Annotated in this window: 12 protein-coding genes and 2 pseudogenes; 4 read left to right on the top strand and 10 right to left on the bottom strand. The window is 70.6% G+C overall.

What is annotated here, in order from left to right; translation table 11 throughout:
* The first annotated feature begins 127 nt into the window (after nt 1-127).
* Nucleotides 128-1,747, top strand: coding sequence for an acyl-CoA synthetase (locus ACZ562_RS26200; RefSeq protein ID WP_471183627.1), 1,620 nt, complete (start codon nt 128-130; stop codon nt 1,745-1,747).
* A 144-nt stretch (nt 1,748-1,891) separates the two neighbouring features.
* Entirely contained in the window at nt 1,892-3,988 is a 2,097-nt protein-coding gene (locus ACZ562_RS26195) for an alkaline phosphatase family protein (RefSeq protein WP_471183624.1), read from the top strand.
* Nucleotides 3,989-4,267: 279 nt separating this feature from the next.
* Here ACZ562_RS26195 and ACZ562_RS26190 read toward each other — a convergent pair whose 3' ends face one another.
* Nucleotides 4,268-5,131, bottom strand: a complete 864-nt coding sequence (locus ACZ562_RS26190; RefSeq protein WP_471183621.1) for an alpha/beta fold hydrolase — start codon at nt 5,129-5,131, stop codon at nt 4,268-4,270.
* 209 nt (nt 5,132-5,340) lie between these two features.
* Between ACZ562_RS26190 and paaK the strand changes: the two genes are divergently transcribed.
* On the top strand, nt 5,341-6,675 hold the full coding sequence (gene paaK / locus ACZ562_RS26185) for a phenylacetate--CoA ligase PaaK (RefSeq protein ID WP_471183618.1): 1,335 nt from the start codon (nt 5,341-5,343) through the stop codon (nt 6,673-6,675).
* Nucleotides 6,676-7,163: 488 nt separating this feature from the next.
* Nucleotides 7,164-9,557, top strand: a complete 2,394-nt coding sequence (locus tag ACZ562_RS26180) for a leucine-rich repeat domain-containing protein (RefSeq protein ID WP_471183617.1) — start codon at nt 7,164-7,166, stop codon at nt 9,555-9,557.
* 84 nt (nt 9,558-9,641) lie between these two features.
* Here ACZ562_RS26180 and ACZ562_RS26175 read toward each other — a convergent pair whose 3' ends face one another.
* From ACZ562_RS26175 to ACZ562_RS26135, 9 genes and pseudogenes are all read right to left on the bottom strand, one after another.
* Nucleotides 9,642-9,953 (bottom strand): trypco2 family protein, encoded by a 312-nt coding sequence (locus tag ACZ562_RS26175; RefSeq protein WP_471183615.1) that lies wholly within the window; start codon nt 9,951-9,953, stop codon nt 9,642-9,644.
* Nucleotides 9,950-11,452 carry an acyl-CoA synthetase gene (locus tag ACZ562_RS26170; RefSeq protein ID WP_471183613.1) on the bottom strand — a complete coding sequence of 501 codons (1,503 nt, stop codon included), beginning with the start codon at nt 11,450-11,452 and terminating at the stop codon, nt 9,950-9,952. The genes ACZ562_RS26175 and ACZ562_RS26170 overlap by 4 nt, the downstream gene beginning before the upstream one ends.
* Nucleotides 11,453-11,601: 149 nt before the next feature.
* Complete coding sequence (gene sigJ / locus ACZ562_RS26165; protein ID WP_471183611.1) at nt 11,602-12,453, bottom strand: RNA polymerase sigma factor SigJ; 852 nt, start codon at nt 12,451-12,453, stop codon at nt 11,602-11,604.
* Nucleotides 12,454-12,590: 137 nt separating this feature from the next.
* Nucleotides 12,591-12,854 (bottom strand): annotated as a pseudogene (locus ACZ562_RS26160) (AMP-binding enzyme); the annotation flags it as partial.
* Nucleotides 12,844-13,377 (bottom strand): annotated as a pseudogene (locus ACZ562_RS26155) (nitronate monooxygenase); the annotation flags it as partial. The pseudogenes ACZ562_RS26155 and ACZ562_RS26160, both read right to left, overlap by 11 nt.
* Before the next feature lie 115 nt (nt 13,378-13,492).
* Nucleotides 13,493-15,493 (bottom strand): FAD-dependent oxidoreductase, encoded by a 2,001-nt coding sequence (locus tag ACZ562_RS26150; protein ID WP_471183609.1) that lies wholly within the window; start codon nt 15,491-15,493, stop codon nt 13,493-13,495.
* A complete protein-coding gene (locus tag ACZ562_RS26145) occupies nt 15,387-16,244 on the bottom strand; it encodes an oxygenase MpaB family protein (RefSeq protein ID WP_471183606.1) in 858 nt (285 codons plus the stop codon). The genes ACZ562_RS26150 and ACZ562_RS26145 overlap by 107 nt, the downstream gene beginning before the upstream one ends.
* A gap of 214 nt (nt 16,245-16,458) precedes the next feature.
* The gene (locus ACZ562_RS26140; protein WP_471183604.1) at nt 16,459-17,133 is read right to left on the bottom strand and encodes a class I SAM-dependent methyltransferase; all 675 of its coding nucleotides are present in this window, start codon (nt 17,131-17,133) and stop codon (nt 16,459-16,461) included.
* 264 nt (nt 17,134-17,397) lie between these two features.
* A complete protein-coding gene (locus ACZ562_RS26135) occupies nt 17,398-17,661 on the bottom strand; it encodes an SHOCT domain-containing protein (protein ID WP_471183906.1) in 264 nt (87 codons plus the stop codon).
* Between the last annotated feature and the right edge of the window lie 72 nt (nt 17,662-17,733).

The following is a 17,733-nucleotide window of genomic DNA, read 5'->3' as shown; positions in this document are numbered from 1 at the left end:
TTCTGACAGCTAGTCAGATTTCTTCGACGCGGACCCTTCACAGTTGCCGGGCCCTTTGCTCTGATGACCGGCGGACCGACAACTGCCAGGCACGCGAACGAGAAATGGAACCGGGTCAGGAGGAGCGGTGGAGTACAACCTTGCCGACCTGTTCGAGTCGGTCGTCGACGTGGTGCCGGACCGCGAGGCGCTCGTGTACATCGACCACCCCGGCACGGGCGCGGAACGCCGCCTGACATACGCGGAGCTGGACGCGGCCGCCAACCGCATCGCCCACCACCTGATCGACAGCGGGATACGCCCCGGCGAGCACCTCGGACTGCACCTCTACAACGGTGTCGAGTACCTCCAGACCGCGCTGGGGTGTCTGAAGGCCCGGGTCGTGCCGGTCAACGTCAACTATCGGTACGTGGAAGAGGAACTGGTCCACCTCTACCGGGACGCCGATCTGGCCGTCCTGGTCTTCGACGCGGAGTTCACGGACCGGGTGGCGCCGGCCCTGGCGCAGACGGAGAAGCTGCGGCATCTGCTGCGGGTGGGGACCGCGGAGCCGGGGGCGCCCGACGTGCCCGCCACGGCCTTCACGGACGCCGAGGCCGCGGGATCCCCGGAGCGGGGATTCCCGCGGCGCTCCGGCGACGACCAGTTCATCATCTACACCGGCGGCACCACCGGGATGCCCAAGGGCGTGATGTGGCGCCAGGAGGACCTGTTCTTCTCGGGGCTCGGCGGCGGCGCGCCCACGGGCGAGCCCGTCAAGCGGCCGCAGGAACTCGCCGAGCGGGTCGCGGCCGGCGGCGAAGGCATCACCTTCTTCCCCGCTCCCCCACTGATGCACGGCACGTCGACGCTGACGGCGTTCATCGGCTTCAACTTCGGGCAACGGATCGTGCTGCACCGCAAGTTCGTGCCCGAGGAGGTGCTGCGGACCGTCGAGAAGGAGAGGGTCACCAGCATGTCCCTGGTGGGCGACGCGATGCTGCGGCCGCTGATCGACGCCCTGGACGGGCCCATGAAGGGCACGGACTGCTCGTCGATGTTCAGCGTCTCCTCGTCGGGAGCGGTCATGTCGGACACGGTGCGCCGCCAGTTCCGGGCACTCGTCCCTAACGCGATGCTGCTGAACAACTTCGGTTCCGCCGAGTCCGGCTTCAACGGCACGGCGACCGAGGACTCCGGCCCCGAGCGCGGCTTCCGCATCCGCGTCAACTCCCGTACGCAGGTGGTCGACCCGGCCACACACGAGCCGGTCGCCGTGGGCGAGGTGGGCCGGGTCGCCCAGTGCGGTCACGTACCGCTCGGCTACTACAACGATCCGAGGAGAACCGCCGGGACGTTCTTCGAACAGGACGGCGAGCGCTGGGTGCTGCTCGGCGACATGGCCACCGTCGACGAGGAGGGCGTCGTCACCGTTCTCGGCCGCGGCTCCCAGTGCATCAACACGGGCGGCGAGAAGGTGTACCCGGAGGAGGTCGAGCAGGCGCTCAAGACCCATCCGGACGTGTACGACGCGCTCGTCGCCGGGGTCCCCGACGCGAAGTGGGGCCACCATGTGGCGGCCGTGGTGGAGCTCCGGCGGGGCGCCGCGCGACCGTCGCTGGAGGACATCCGGACGCACTGCCGGTCCCACCTCGCGGGCTACAAGATCCCTCGCCAGCTGGTGGTGGCGGAATCCATCCGGCGCTCCCCCAGCGGCAAGGCCGACTACCGGTGGGCCCGGGAGGTGGCGGTCGCGGCGGACCGGTGACGCCGGGACGACAGGGCCTAGGGTGAACCTCCGGCTCGCTCGTTTGAACCGAAGGGGACGTGCGACCGTACTAATGGTGGCGGCCCTGGTGACCCGGGCTGGGTTCGCCGTGCCAGCACCGGGTTCGCACGGAAGGACCATCGGGTGTCGCGCTACACGCCCTCTCGTCAACTGCCGGACGCCGACGGCGAGGTGGTTCCCGACGTCGGTCCCGAAGTGCGCGAGGAGACTTCCGACGACGGAGGCATCACGCCCGAGACGAGCGTCGACGATGTGCCCGAGACGACCGACGACGACGCACCCGTCGTGAACGAGAACGAGACAACCACCGACGACGCGACCGACGTACCCAAGGAAACCGCCGGTGACACGGCCGGCGCACCCAAGGAAACCGCCGGTGACACGGCCGGCGCACCCAAGGAAACCGCCGGTGACACGGCCGACGCACCCAAGGAAACCGCCGTCGACACGGCCGACGCACCCAAGGAAACCGCCGTCGACACGGCCGACGCACCCAAGGAAACCGCCGGTGACACGGCCGGCGCACCCGATCCAACCGCCGAGGTCGGCGGCGACCCCCGTCGCGCCGTGGCCCGGCCCGGCTGGTTCGGCTGGCGGGCCGAGTACCCGCGTGTCGCCCGTGGCGTGACCGTCGGCGTCAGCGTCCTGTCCGCCGCCCTCGTCTACTTCGCGCTGCTCCTGCCCAACCGCCTCGAGCGGCTCAACCTTGAGGCGTTCCTCCGCATCCCCGCCGAGGGAATCCTGCTCGCGGGCCTGCTGCTCACCCTGCCGTCGAGGCCACGGCGGATCATGGCGGTGGTCTCGGGAGTGCTCCTCGGGCTGGTCACCGTTCTGAAGTTCGTCGACATGGGCTTCTACCAGGTCCTGGCCCGGCCCTTCGATCTCGTCCTGGACTGGATCCTGCTCGACGACGCGACGGACTTCCTCCGGGAGTCGTTCGGCCGCACCGGCGAGGTCCTCGCCGTGGTCGGGGTGATCGTCCTGCTCGTCGCCGTGCTCGTGCTGACCGCGCTCGCGACGGTGCGGCTGACGAACGTGATGGTCCGGCACCGTGCCGTCGCCGCACGCACGACGCTGATCCTCGGCACCGCGTGGATCACCTGCGTCACTCTGGGCGTGGAGATCACCGGCGTCCCCGTCGCCACCAAGGGCAACGCCGAGTTCCTCGGCAATCGGGTGGAGCAGGTGCGCGCCGGCCTCAGGGACGGCCGCATCTTCGAGAAGCAGGCCTCCGTGGACGCCTTCGCCGACACACCGCCCGACCAGCTGCTGACGGGTCTGCGCGGCAAGGACGTCCTGTTCACGTTCATCGAGAGCTACGGCCGTACGGCGATCGACGACCCGGCGATGGCTTCGCAGGTCGACGCGGTTCTCAAGGAGGGCACGAGCTCCCTGGAGGCGGCCGGGTTCGAGTCGCGCAGCGCCTGGCTCAGGTCGCCGGTGACGGGCGCCGGCAGCTGGCTCGCCCACTCCACCTTCCTGTCCGGGCTGTGGATCAAGAACCAGCAGCGCTACCGGAGTCTCACCACCAGCGACCGGGCCACCCTCACGAGCTATTTCGGGAAGACCGGCGCCTGGCGCACGGTCGGCATCGTGCCGGGAGTGCGCCGGGCCTGGCCGGAGGGCAGGTTCTTCGGCCTCGATCACATCTACGACTCCGAGCACCTCGGCTACCAGGGCCCGTATTTCAGCTGGACGCCCGTACCCGACCAGTTCAGCCTGGAGGCGTTCGAACGTCTGGAGCACGGCAGGAAGGACCGCGAGCCGATCATGGCGGAGATCATCCTGGCCTCCAGCCACAACCCGTGGTCCCCCATCGCGCACATGATCGACTGGGAGGACCTGGGCGACGGCTCGGTCTTCCACCAGATCAAGAAGGAGGGCAAGGACCCCAAGGAGGTCTGGAAGAACCCGGAGAGCGTCCGCACCGAGTACCGGCGTGCCATCGAGTACTCCCTGCACAGCCTGACCGAATGGGTCGAGCGCTACGGCGACGAGAACACGGTCCTGGTCTTCCTCGGCGACCACCAGCCGGTCCCGACCGTCACGGCCGGCAGCACCAGCAGGGACGTACCGGTCACGATCGTCGCCCACGACAAGAAGGTCCTGGACAGGATCTCCGACTGGGGCTGGACGGACGGCCTCAAGCCTGCCGGGAACGCACCGGAATGGGGCATGGACAAGTTCCGCGACCGCTTCATGACGGCGTACGCGAAGTGACGTGCCGCTGGTGATTCCGTCAGGAATGGTTCGATCACGGCCCGGAGCCCGGCCCGGTCGTACGGCGGGTCTCCGCCCGGGCCGCCCGGCGGCGGCCCGGGCGGACCGAGCGGGATCGGCGCGGGTACGTCCTCCGGAACCGCGTCGGCCCAGTCGCCGTGCCCGTGACCGCGCAGGTCGGGCGCGCGCACCCGGCGCGGGCGCCTGGCGAGGTGCCGGACCGGTCGGCGCCGTCGGCCCCATGCGGGGCAGGTGGCCGCCGGGCATCCCGCGTCGTGCCTACTCTGCCGACGGCAGAGGCACCCCGCTCCCCGCGAAGAACGCGGCGGTGCGGTGGGCGAACCACCGCGGGTCGTCCAGCCAGGGGTAGTGGCCGGCACCCGGCTGGACCACGAACTCGGCGTCCGGGAACGTGTCGGCCGCGTGGCGGGCGAGTCCGGGGCGCGGGCCGCCGTCGAGCTCCCCCGCGAGGACGAGGACGGGCGAGGTGACCTTGGAGAGGGCCGCTCGGGTGGCGGGCGGGTCGTAGGCCCCCTCGGAGCCGTACACGCCGGCCGCCTCGTCGTTGCACTCCTCGTCGGCGCGGGCGTCGTGCCGCCGGGCCGCGTCGTCCCAGCGGCCGTAGAAGAAGGGGGCGAACACGGGGTCGAAGTCGCCCGCGCCCGCCAGCCAGGCCTCGAACGCCGGGAACGCCTCAGCGAACCACGGCTCGCCCTTCCGCAGCCGCGCCGCGGTCAGCCGGTCCTCCGCCGACACCGGCTTGCCCAGTGCCCAGGGGATGGCGGTGATCAGAGCCAGCCGGGTCACCCGATCGGGGTACCGGGCGGCGTACAGCATCGCAAGACTGCCGCCCGCCGAGTGCGCGATCATGTCCATCCTCTCCAGCCCCAGGTGGACACGCAGCGCCTCCACGTCGTCGGTCAGCCGGTCGCAGCGGTACGACGCCGGGTCTGCCGGAACCTCGGAGTCCCCCGTGCCGCGCAGGTCGAGCAGGATCAACCGACGGTGAGCGTCGAGCCCGCCCAGGCCGCCCAGGTAGGCGGAGGCCCGCATGGGTCCCCCGGGCAGCACCACGAGCGGGTCGCCCGCGCCCCGGACGTGATAGGTGAGCCCGGTCCCGTCGGGCGCGGTGAAAGTCGGCATGGTCCGATTCTCGCGGTCGAGCGCTCGAAGCCGCCACGGGGTTCTCGCGGCGGGCGAGGGACCGGTGAGCCGTTCCGCGTGACGGCGTCGGCGGAGAAAGTGGGCCGGACCTCTTGCCTGAGGCCGGTCGGCCTGGATTACTGATCCCGTGCACCTCGACCGAATGATCGGTCGCCAGGATTGTCATGGTTGGTGAGGGAGTAGTCCCCATGGCGGATGCGACGGAACTGCTGGACCCGGGGGAACGGCTCGACGCGGAGGCGTTGCGGGCGTTGCAGTTGGAGCGGTTGCGCGCGTCGCTGCGGCATGCGTACGATCACGTGCCCTTCTACCGGGAGTCCTTCGACAAGGCCGGGATACGGCCCGACGACTGCCGGTCACTCGCCGACCTGGCCCGCTTTCCCTTCACCACCAAGGCGGACCTGCGGGAGAACTACCCGTACGGCATGTTCGCCGTACCGCAGGACCGCATCCGCCGTATCCACGCGTCCAGCGGCACCACCGGGCGCCCCACGGTGGTCGGCTACACGGATGCCGACCTCTCCCTGTGGGCCGACCTGGTGGCCCGTGCGATCAGGGCGGCGGGCGGACGGCCCGGGGACAAGGTGCATGTGGCGTACGGATATGGGCTGTTCACCGGGGGCCTGGGCGCCCACTACGGTGCCGAACGCCTCGGCTGTACGGTCATCCCCGCGTCGGGCGGAATGACGGCCCGCCAGGTCCAGCTGATCCAGGACCTCGAGCCCGGGATCATCATGGTGACGCCGTCGTACATGCTGACGATCCTCGACGAGTTCGAGCGGCAGGGCATCGATCCGCGCGCCACCTCCCTGCGCGTGGGCGTCTTCGGCGCCGAGCCCTGGACCGAGGGGATGCGCCAGGAGATCGAGGAACGGTTCGCGATCGACGCCGTCGACATATACGGCCTGTCGGAGGTGATCGGCCCGGGTGTCGCGCAGGAGTGCGTGGAGACGAAGGACGGCCTGCACATCTGGGAGGACCACTTCTTCCCGGAGGTCGTCGACCCGGTCACCGGCGAGGTGCTGCCGGACGGCGAGAAGGGCGAGCTGGTCTTCACCTCGCTCACCAAGGAGGCCATGCCTGTCGTCCGCTACCGGACGCGCGACCTGACGAGGCTGCTGCCGGGCACGGCACGCGTGTTCCGGCGGATGGAGAAGGTCACCGGCCGCAGCGACGACATGGTGATCCTGCGCGGGGTGAACCTCTTCCCCACCCAGATCGAGGAGATCGTGCTCCGCACGCCGGGCGTCGCCCCCCACTTCCAGCTCCGGCTCACCCGTGAGGGCCGCCTCGACGCCCTGACCGTACGCGCGGAGGCCCGGCCCGACGCCGCCCCGGGGGTGCGGGACGCGGCCGCCCGGACGATCGAGGCGGCCGTGAAGGACGGCATCGGTGTGTCGGTGACGGCGGAGATCGTCGAACCGGAGTCGCTGGAACGGTCGGTGGGCAAGATCCGGCGCATCGTGGACCTGCGGCCGCGCCAGGAGCGTGCCGGGCATCGCGACGGGGCGAACCTTGGCTGACGCGGCACCAGGTCCTGTGTGATGCGGTGATCGATCTTGCCGGACCCGGATCCGTTCGGAGAGTGGGCCCGGCAAGACGAACGTGACGCGCAGCGAACTGAGCTGGGGCCAGTGGAAGTTGATCGCGTCGTACCTGTCGGTAGGCGAGTACGGCCCGTACACCGACGGCCGCGGGATCAGTTCGAAGGGGTGCTCTGGCGGGCTGTGTCAGGCGCGCGTGGCGTGAGATGCCGGGTGAGTTAGGGCAGTTGACCTGCCGTCAACGGACGCTTTCCGGCCTGGCGGAACGCCGGTGTCCCTCACGGCCCTTCTGGAGGGTCTGATCGCCGAGGCCGCCCGCCAGGGCACTACGGACCCGGCCGCCGCTCCAGCTCCGCCACCGCGCGGCCAACCGCTGGTTCACCACCCTGGGCTGCCGTTCTGCGCGCACGCCCGACGGCCAGAAGGGCATCGCGGGGCTGTCATACCCGTGTTCTATGGTCGCCCACATGACCAACAACGCCGCACCCGAACGCCTCTCCTTCGCCGAGGCCGACACTCGCCTTGCGCAGGCACTCTCCGCCTGTTTCGAGGGCGACTACGACGACGTCCTGCTCTTCGACGGCGATCTGGTACTGGAGGGGGACTTCCTCGACGCCGTCGCCAAGATCGGGAGTCTGGACGACGTGGCCCTGGTGGTGATCACCGGCGATCTGACGGTGTCCGGACCGATAGAGCTCTACGAGTCTCTGCCGGGGCTCTACGTCGGCGGCACCACCCGGGCCGAGACCCTGGAGGGCGGCGACTGCGAAATCTACATCGGTGACGGCACCTTCACCCATCTGGTCTACGGCTACTACAACGACGGCATCCTGGAGACCGGCACCGTTGAGACCCCATGGGTCATCAACTCCGACCACGATCTCCGCGTCTCCGCCCCCGGCGCTCGCCTGGTGGACAACTTCGGCGACGATGACGACGCGGACTTCGGCAGCGGGAACATCGTGGAGTCGTTCGTCGCCGAGGTCGTCGACCCGGAATACGAAAGCATCAAGGTGGCGGAGTTCCTGGAACGACTGCGGGCCGGACTGCCGGTGCTGCGCCCGGGTGCGCGGACGGCGAGCGAGGCGGCGCTGGCGGAGGTCGCACGCGCCCAGGCCGACCGGGTGCTCCATCTCGATCTGTCGGGACGCAAGCTCACGGAGTTCCCGGCGGAGGTGCTGCGGATGCCATGGCTCCGCACCCTGGTCCTGGACGGCAACCAGATCGGACGCCTCCCCGATGAGATCGGCACCCTGACCGACCTTGAACACCTGTCGGTCCGAGACTGCGGCCTGGCCGAACTGCCCGCCTCCATCGGCCGGCTGTCCAGGCTGCGTGCGCTGCGGATAGCCGGCAACAGGACCTTCGACTCCTCCGCCGAGTCCGACCTCCAGCCGATCAGGCTGCCGGACACCCTTGGCCGGCTCACCGCGTTGGAGGAACTCGACGTCTCGAAGCTGTCCACCCGACCCTCCGGCACTCGCGAGGCACTGCCCGACACCACACCCTTCGCGCTCCCGGAGACAGCCGGCAACCTGATACGCCTGCGCCGACTGGTGGCGGACCAGACCAACCTGCTGTTCCCGGCATCGATGCAGGGCCTGGCCGGCCTGGAAGAAATCTCCATGGCGGGAAACACCTGGAGCTACCTCAGACGGTTCCCCGAAGCCGTCACCAGCTTCCCGAACCTGCGCAGCCTCGACCTCCGCGACAATTTCTTCCCAGAGGTCCCCGACACATTGCTGCGCCTGACCAACCTTGAGGAACTGGGCCTCAACGACGGCCTCGGACTGGTGAAGACCCCGCTGCCCGACCTGTCCCGGCTGCCCAGGCTGCGGGTGCTGAAGCTGAGGGGACGCACATCCCACACAGGTGTGCCGAAACCGGCGCACGAGCTGCTGCGGTCCGTGCTCACGAATCCGCTGCCCGCGCTGGAGGAGCTGGAGATCGGCTTCTGGGGCGCGGACGACCGGGACGGGCGTGGTCCACTGACCGCCGACGTCATCGCCGGAATCGGCGCCTTTAAGGGCCTGAAGAGGATCGAGCTGTCCTTCAACGGGCTGACCGGTCTGCCCGACGGATTCTTCACCCTGCCCGCCATCGACCAGATCGACCTTCGCTGCAACGCCCTCCCCGGGGAGGTCCGCCGACGCGTAGCCGCCGCCTACCCGCGGGCGCGCATCGACTTCCGCGACCAGCGCGGCGCCGACAGCGACTCCGAGCGCAGGCAGGCCGAGGCGGCCAGTGGCCTGGTCACACAGGCCAACGCGCACCGCGACCGGCGGGAATGGTCCGCGGCGCTCGCCGAGTACGACAAGGCCATCGCGCAATACACCGAGGGCGACGCCGACGACTCCTACGGCCTGTTGTACGCCTACTACGGCAAGATGTGGATCCACGGCGAGGTCGGCTACGGCGACGAGGGCACCGGGCAGCACCGGGCCCAGCACCGCCGCGACGGCGTTGCGGCGGCCGAGACCTGTATGCGGCTGGTGCCGCCGGTCTGGCAGATCTTCCACTTCACCGACGAGGGGCAGTTCCAGCGCGAGGTCGTCCGGTACGCGACCAACTTCCTCGCCTGGGAAGTCATCCATGCCGATGACCCCGCACCCACCCCGGAGGACCTCGCCGACGCCCTCCGGCTGATCGAACAGGGCGTGGCGTGCGCCGACGGCGGCGACCACATGTATCTGCACGACACCCACGCCCGGGTTCTGCTCTCCCTCGGCCGCGAGTCCGACGCATGGCGGGTGGTCCAGCGGGCGCTGGCCATCGACCGTGCGTTCGCACCGCTCCAGGACCTCAGCGTGGACCACCGGTACCAGGCGTGGGTCGACAGGAACGCCGGAACCGGGGACTGACCCGGGAATTCGACACCTGGCCGTTGACAGGGTGCGCGGGGCGTCGGGGGCTACCAGGGTCCAGGTTCCCGGGAGGGGCGTGGCTCAGCGTTCGCCGTCGGCCTCGTCGCCCGCGATCAGCGCGGTCCGCGGCGGACTGCCGTCCGCCGGGACGAGCTTGGGCGTCAGGGTGACGGTGATGCGCTGCGTCTGCGCGTGCGCGTACCTTCCGTCCGCCCCCGCGTCCACGACCCACAGCCGGACCTTGGCGTTGGCGCCGGCCTCGCGGCTGACGGCGACGGTCGCCTCGATCTCCACGGGGCCCAGCTCGAACCGGACGGTCTCGCCGGCTCCGTCAGCGAGCGAGTCGGTCAGCTGCTGCCTCAACTCACGGATCATGTCGGACAGTTCAATCACGCGTTCCTCCCGAACCGGTCCCTGAGCTCCCGCTTGAGGATCTTTCCGCTGGCGTTGCGCGGCAGCTCGTCCACGAACTCGACCCGTTTCGGCGCCTTGAAGCGGGCGAGCTTCTCGCGGGCGTACGCGACGAGTTCGTCCTCCGTGATTTCACCACGTGGGACGACGACCGCGGTGACGGCCTCGATCCACCGCTCGTCCGGCAGGCCGATCACGGCCACCTCGGCGACGGCCTCGTGCGTGTACAGCACGTCCTCGACCTGCCGGGAAGCGACCAGTACGCCACCGGAGTTGATGACGTCCTTCACCCGGTCGACGATCGTGAAGTAGCCGTGCGCGTCACGGACCGCGAGATCGCCGGAGTGGAACCAGCCGTCGCGGAAGGCCTCGGCCGTCTCCTCGGGCTTGTCCCAGTAGCCTTCGCAGAGCTGCGGGGAACGGTAGACGATCTCGCCGGGTGTGCCGTCGGGCACGTCCTTGCCGTCCTCGTCGACCACACGCGCGTCCACGAACAGGACGGTCCGGCCGCAGGAGTCCATCCGGCCTGTGTGTTCGTCGGGCGCCAGGACGGTGGCCAGGGGTCCGACCTCGCTCTGGCCGAAGCAGTTGTAGAAGGCCAGTTCGGGCAGCCGCTCGCGCAGCCGCTCGAGGACCGGCACCGGCATGATCGACGCCCCGTAGTACGCCTTGCGCAGTCCGTCGAGGCGGCGGGAGGGGAAGTCGGGGCGGTTGGACAGGCCGATCCAGACGGTGGGCGGGGCGAAGACGCTGTCCACCCGGTCGGCCTCGATCAGGTCGAAGAGCAGGTCGCCGTCCGGGGCGTCGAGGATGATGTTCGTGGCCCCGACCGCGAGGTACGGCAGCAGGAACACGTGCATCTGCGCGGAGTGGTAGAGCGGCAGCGCGTGCACCGGCCGGTCGCCCGCACTGAGGTCGAGGGCGGTGATCGCGCTCAGGTACTCGTGGACCAGGGCGCGATGGGACATCATCGCGCCCTTCGGCAGTGCTGTCGTGCCGGAGGTGTACAGCAGCTGCACCAGGTCCTCGCTGCGCGGTTCGGGACCGTCGTAGACGGGGGCGGCGGCCTGCAGCGCCAGGAGGGAGCCGTCGGCGTCGCGCAGCGGCACCGTGCGGACTCCGTCGGGAAGGTGCCCGGCCAGGGCCGGGTCGGTGAGGACCAGGGAGCTGCCCGACTGGCCGACGATGTACGCGAGGTCGTCGCCGGTGAGGTGGTGGTTCACCGGCACGTGCACCAGGCCGGCGCGGGCGCAGGCGAGGAAGCCGATGAGGTACGCGTCCGAGTTGTGGCCGTAGGCGCCGACCCGGTCTCCGGGGGCGAGGCCGTGGCCGAGCAGCGCGCTCGCCGCGCGGGAGACGGCCTCGTCGAGTTCGGCGTACGTCCATGAGCGGTCGCCGTATTCGACGGCGACGCGCGCCGGGGTCCGTCGGGCGGTGCGGCGCAGCACCCCGTCAACCGTGCTGCCGTGTCCGGGCGTCATGACACATGATCCTTCATCCGCCGCCGAAGGAGGTCAAGACACGTGGCCGCAGGAGACAAGGTGGCCGATCGCCGGTGTCTGCGTTGTGGTGACGGCATTGTGGTTCCGCCCCATGTGTGGAACCCACATGAGGCGGAACCACACTCCGCTTAGGCCGGAATGTGGCCCAGCTTGTCCGGGTTGAGCACCGTGTAGATGCCGACGACTTGACCGTCGTACACGTCGACGGTGATGAGCTGGTCGATGCCGTCGACTGTGGCGGCGAGGGCCGGGCGGCCGTTGACGTCCACGAGGCGCGGCGCGCCGAACCGGTGGCGGGCGGCCATGCTCCTGACGAACGCGACGACGTGCTCCCAGCCCTCGATCGGCCGCAGCGCCGCCCCGACCTTGCCGCCCCCGTCGTTCCAGGCGACGACGTCCTCCGACAGCAACTCGGCGAGTCCTGCCAGGTCACCGCTCTGCGCGGCCTCCAGGAACCGCGTCAGCAGCCTGGCGTGCGCGTCCTCGGTGAGGGTGAACCGGTCGCGCCCGGCGGCTACCCGACGCGCGGCGCGGAGGTGCATCTGGCGGCAGCTCGTCTCGGTTGTCTCCAGGATGCGGGCGACCTCCCCGTACGGCACGTCGAAGCCCTCCCGCAGCACGAACACCACGCGCTCCGGCGGCGACAGACGCTCCATCAGGTGCAGGGTCGGGTAAGCGGCGGTGGCGCGCAGCCCGGCCGTGTCGAGCGGGCCGAGCGCGTCCGTGGCCACCGGCTCGGGCAGCCAGGGCCCGGTGTACGCCTCGCGGGTCACCCGTGCCGACCGCAGCCGGCCGAGGGCGAGCCGCGAGGCGACCGTGACGAGGAAGGCGCGGGGTTCGCGGATCTCGGCGCGATCGGCGGCCGACCACCGTTCACCGGCCTCCTGGACGACGTCCTCGGCGTCCCACAGGCTGCCGAGCAGCCGATAGACGAGCCCGAGCAGTAAAGGACGGTACATATCGAACGGTTCGGTCTCCAACTTGCCTGTCCTCCCGGCGTGTTCGGCATGCGGTGCGGACACCAGTCAACTCGGCCGGGAACCCGTCGCGCCAGGAGGCATATCGAGGCATCCGGTCCGATGTGAGCCGGGCACGCGTCGTCCGCGCCGTGGCGCGCTCACACGGGCCGGGTGCGGCCCGCCCAGTACGGATCCCGCAACCGCCGCTTGTACAGCTTGCCGTTGGGGTCGCGCGGCATCTCGGCGATGAAGTCGACGCTCTTGGGCCGCTTGTATCCGGCGAGTTGAGCGGAGCAGCGGTCGAGGATGGCGGCGGCGAGGGCGGGGCCGGGCTCGTGGCCGGGCGCGGCCTCGACGACGGCTTTGACCTCCTCGCCCCAGTCGTCGTGCGGGATGCCGAAGACGGCCGCGTCGGCGACGGCGCTTGCGCGCATGCCGGGCGCTGCCGGCGAGCGCGGCGACCAGTACGTCCCGGTCGTGGGCGCGGGCGACGACGTCGGCCGGCGGGGAGCCCAGCGCGTTGGCGAGCAGCCTGATCGGATAGCCGAAGGCGACGTCGAGCTGGGTGCGGGCGACCTGCTCCATCCACCCGGTGACGCGCCAGCCGGACGCCTCGCCCTCGGCGAGCTCGGGGACGCTGTACTTGGCGAGGGTGTCCGCGACGAACTGCCGTTGCCCCTCGGGGATCATCGCCTCGGCGTCGGCCTCGGTGACGCCGTCGACCTTCTTCGCGGGCATGACGACGTCCAGTCCGTAGGGCCGGCCGCCGACGTGCGCCTCGATCCAGTCCAGGTCGCGCTTGAGGTCGTCGGGGGCGGTGTAGCGGACCGCGCCGAGCACTCCGAAACCGCCGGCCCGGCTGATGGCCGCGGCGACGGCGGGGAACGGCGTGAAGCCGAAGACGGCGTGCTCGACTCCCAGTTGCTTGCTCAGCTCCGTCTGCATGGGCGCAGAATGCCGCAGTCCTCCGGACGACGGAAGACCTTTTCTGATGCCCCATCAGATTCTCCTGACGGAATCGAGGCGACGGGCTGGACGGAGTCGGCCGACCAGCGACCTCTTACCGGCCCGTCTCCTCCAGCACCGCCATCGCGGCGTTGTGCCCCGGCACCCCGCTCACCCCTCCGCCGCGCACCGCGCCCGCACCGCACAGCAGCACGTTCGCGTGCCGGGTCTCCACACCCCAGCGGCCGGTGTCCTGCTGGGCGTACGGCCAGGCCAGTTCGCGGTGGAAGATGTTGCCGCCCGGAAGGCGCAGATCGCGTTCCAGGTCGAGGGGGGTCTTCGCCTCGATGCACGGGCGGCCGTCCTCATCGGTCGCCAGGCAGTCGGCGAGCGGCTCCGCGAGGTGGGCGTCCAGTTGCGCCAGCGTCAGCTTCAGGAGTGCGTCGCGGACGGCGTCGTTGTCCCGGTCGAAGAGGCGCGCGGGGGTGTGCAGGCCGAAGAGGGTGAGGGTCTGGTAGCCCTGTTCGACGAGGGCCGGGCCGAGGATCGTCGGGTCCGTGAGCGAGTGGCAGTAGATCTCGGACGGCGGGGCGGTGGGCGGTTGGCCGGCCGCGGCCTGGGCGTGGGCGGTGGCCAGCTGCTCGTAGCCCTCGGCGATGTGGAAGGTGCCGGCGAAGGCCTCGCGCGGGTCGACGGCGCTGTCGCGCAGCCTCGGCAGCCGCTTGAGCAGCATGTTCACCTTGAGCTGGGCGCCCTCGGCGGGAGCAGGAGGTTCGTCCCCGGTCAGGGTCGACAGCTCGTGTGGCGAGGCGTTGACCAGGACGTGCCGGGCGCCGGCCACGCCTTCCCCGTCCGCGGTGCGATAGGCGACCTCGGCGGTTCGGCCGTCCGTGTCGATCCGGACCGCCTCGTGTCCGGTGGCGATGACGGCGCCCGCCGCCCGGGCCGCCCCGGCCATGGCGTCGGTCAGGGCGCCCATGCCGCCGACGGGGACGTCCCAGGCGCCCGTACCGCCCCCGATCACGTGGTACAGGAAGCAGCGGTTCTGCGGCAGCGCGGGATCGTGTGCGTCCGCGAAGGTCCCGATGAGGGCGTCGGTGAGGACCACGCCCCGCACCAGGTCGTCGGTGAAGGTGCGCTCGACGGCGACGCCGATCGGTTCCTCGAAGAGGGTCCGCCAGGCCTCCTCGTCGTCGACGCGGCGGCGCAGTTCGTCACGGCTGGGCAGCGGTTCGGTCAGGGTCGGGAAGACCCGCTGGGCGACGCGGCCGGTCATGCCGTAGAAGCGCTGCCAGGCCGCGTACTCGCGCTCGCCGCCGGTGAGCCGCGCGAACGCCTCGCGGGTGCGTCGTTCGCCGCCACCCACCAGGAGTCCGGTCGGCCGGCCGTCCCGCTCCACAGGGGTGTACGACGAGACGGTGCGCGTACGGACGCGGAAGTCCAGCCCGAGGTCCCGCACGATCTTCTTCGGCAGCAGGCTGACCAGGTACGAGTAGCGGGACAGCCGTGCGTCGACGCCCGCGAAGGGGCGGGTGGAGACGGCGGCGCCGCCGGTGTGGTCCAGCCGCTCCAGAACCAGGACGGACCGGCCGGCCCGGGCCAGGTAGGCGGCGGCGACGAGGCCGTTGTGGCCTCCGCCGACGATGACGGCGTCGTACGTGCGGTGTCCCTGGGGTCCCTCGGGTGCAGGCATGGTTCTTCGTAACACGGGTGGTCCTGGTCGGCCAGACGTGGGCCGGACAGCGGTCGGCGCCCGCCCGGGCGCCCGCTCCTGGCGCAGCACCGCGACCCTCCGGTACAGCTCGGCCGCCTCCGCTCCGCGTCCGAGCTGTTCCAGGCAGTGGGCCTCGTCGTTGTGGCCGGCGAGGGTGTCGGGGTGGCGCGGGCCGAGGACGCGTTCGCGGGCGGCGGCCACCCGCCGGTACTCGGTCAGCGCGTCCGCCCAGCGGCCCAGCCAGCCCCTGTCGAAGACTCGCCCCGCCCGCCCTTGGCTCGTCCAGTATGGCGAGTTATCGCCCCACTTTGTACGGTGCCGGACGGGAGCCGGGACCGAGGCGTGCCATGGCCCGGATGATGTGCTTGGGCGGGAGTTGCCACCGCAGACGCGCGGGAACACAGCGCAACAGGGTGCCCGTGGCACGCAACTGACGGGTGACGGTGGCGGGTTCGGGGGCCGGTCTGCCGTACAGCTCGTGGGCGTACGGCGGCAGAGCGGCGTACGCCAGTTGTGCCAGGCGCCGCCACAGCACCTCCCGCGCCGGGATGAGCAGGGGGTGCGTCGGCGGACGGAGAAGGAAGTCGTCCACTTCGCGTGCTTCGGGTCCGGCAACGAGCAGCGGCCGTACCTTCTCGAAGTAGGCGGCCATCTCGGCCTGGTCGGCGGGTACGGCGTCGGAGTCGATACCCGCCAGGCGGGCGCTGACCCGGTTTTCGCGGATGTAGCGGTCGGCCTGCGCGTCGGTGAGCCGGAAGCCGGAGCGGCGCAGGACGTGCAGGTAGGAGTCGATCTCGGCGCAATGCACCCACAGCAGCAGCTCGGGTTCGTCGACGCCATAGCGCTCGCCGGTGTCCGGGTCGGTGGCCCGGAGCATGCTGTGGAGCTTCCGCACCCGTGCGCCGGCCCTCTCGGCGGCCTCGATCGTGCCGTACGTCGTGGTGCCGACGAAGTCGGCGGTGCGCATCAGCCGGCCCCAGGCGTCGCGGCGGAAGTCGGAGTTCTGCATGACTCCGCGCACGACGCGCGGGTTCAGTGCCTGGAGATAGAGCGCGCGGACGCCGGCCACCCACATCATCGGGTCGCTGTGCAGTTGCCAGGTGACCGAGTGGGGGCCGAACGGTCCCGGGTCGCCTGCCTGGGAGGCCGTCATGGCAGCAGTGTGACCGAGCCTTCCAAATGGCACCAGTAGACGTCGATGACCTGCGGCGATGGCATCAAGAGTCAGCAGCTTCCAGCGCCGATCAGGCTCCAGCCGGCACATCGGTAGAGCGGGCAGGCAGGCGGACTCACATCACGCGCAGCCCGTCCACATCCGGTCTGGATCTTGAGCCTCGGCCGGATCCCGAGCGGGAGGCGGCGCGCGGTCATGATGTACCTCCTACTTGTTCCCGATGGGCCGTGCCGAGGATGTGCGTGGCGGCGGGCGAGGGCAATCGGGTGTCGGGGAAGGCGAACTTCTCCACTTCGGTGAGGCGGAACCCGGCCGCGGCGATCGCAGCCTGCGTGTCGCGGCCGACGTGGCAGCCGCCCATGAGCAGGGGCCAGACGGTAGCGTCGAGTACCCGCTGCACGCGCCGCATCGCGGGCGTGTCGGCGCGTACGTGCTCGAAGAAGCGGAGTTCTCCACCCGGCCGCAGCACCCGGTGGAGTTCTGCGAGCGCGGCGTGCGGGTCGGCGACCGAGCACAATGTCAGGCAGACGACGGCCGCGTCGAACGAGGCATCCTCGGCCGGAAGTTGCTCGGCCCGGCCATCCACCACCTCCACGGGAACGCCAACGGAGCGGGCGCTCTGGACGGCCGACTCACGCAGGTGGGGCTCGGGTTCCAGCGCAAGGAGCCGGGTCACTGTGCCCGGATAGTGGGGGAAGTTCATCCCGTTGCCCGCGCCTATCTCGATGACCTCGCCGGACAGGTCCGCCAGCAGGCTCCTGCGGTGTTCCGTGACACCAGCCTTCTCCAGGGCTGGACCGGCGACCTTGCTGTAGAAGCGGGCGAAGACCGGGCGCGAGGGGATGGGCGGCCTCGTCTGCTGGGGCACGGCTGGTCACCAACTCTTCTCTGCGGGGCTCACAGCGTCGTGGGGCATGGACTGCGCTCACCGTGTGGGCTCGCTGCCGGGGTGTCGGCCCAGCCCATGGTGAGGGCGCCCTTCATGCTCGGGTGGATGGTGCAGATGCAGGAATAGCTGCCGGGTGCGGGGAAGGTGGCGGTTGCGTCGCCTGCGATGCTGTTGGAGTCGAACTTCTTGTCCCGGTCACGGGGTGCGGAGCGGAGTCAAGGACCGAAACCGGCTGCGGGTGGTTCAGGGTTTGGTGAGAGGCCCGGCGTGCAGGGCGTTCAGGCGGCGCCGGTACTCCTCTTCGTCGATCTCCCCGCGCGCGAACCGCATGCCGAGGACCTGCTCGGGTGTCTGCGGCGCGGCGGGGGTAGGGGCGTGCTCGTGAGGACGGTTCACAGCGCGGAAGAGCAGCACCCCCACTGTGATGATCAGCGCCCAGAACACGACCATGCTGGCGGACATCGCGAACCAGCCCCATCCGCTGGGGTCGTGGCCGTACCAGAACATCGCCATTCACCTGCTTCCCGGGTCGTTCGGCGATCGGGGCCGGCCCGGAGGCCCGGCGCCTGGAAGGAGCCT

The sequence above is a fragment of the Streptomyces sp. NPDC040410 genome, from assembly GCF_055595715.1.
The sequence above is the reverse complement of the archived record's forward strand: the minus strand, read 5'-3'. Positions and strand labels throughout refer to the sequence as shown.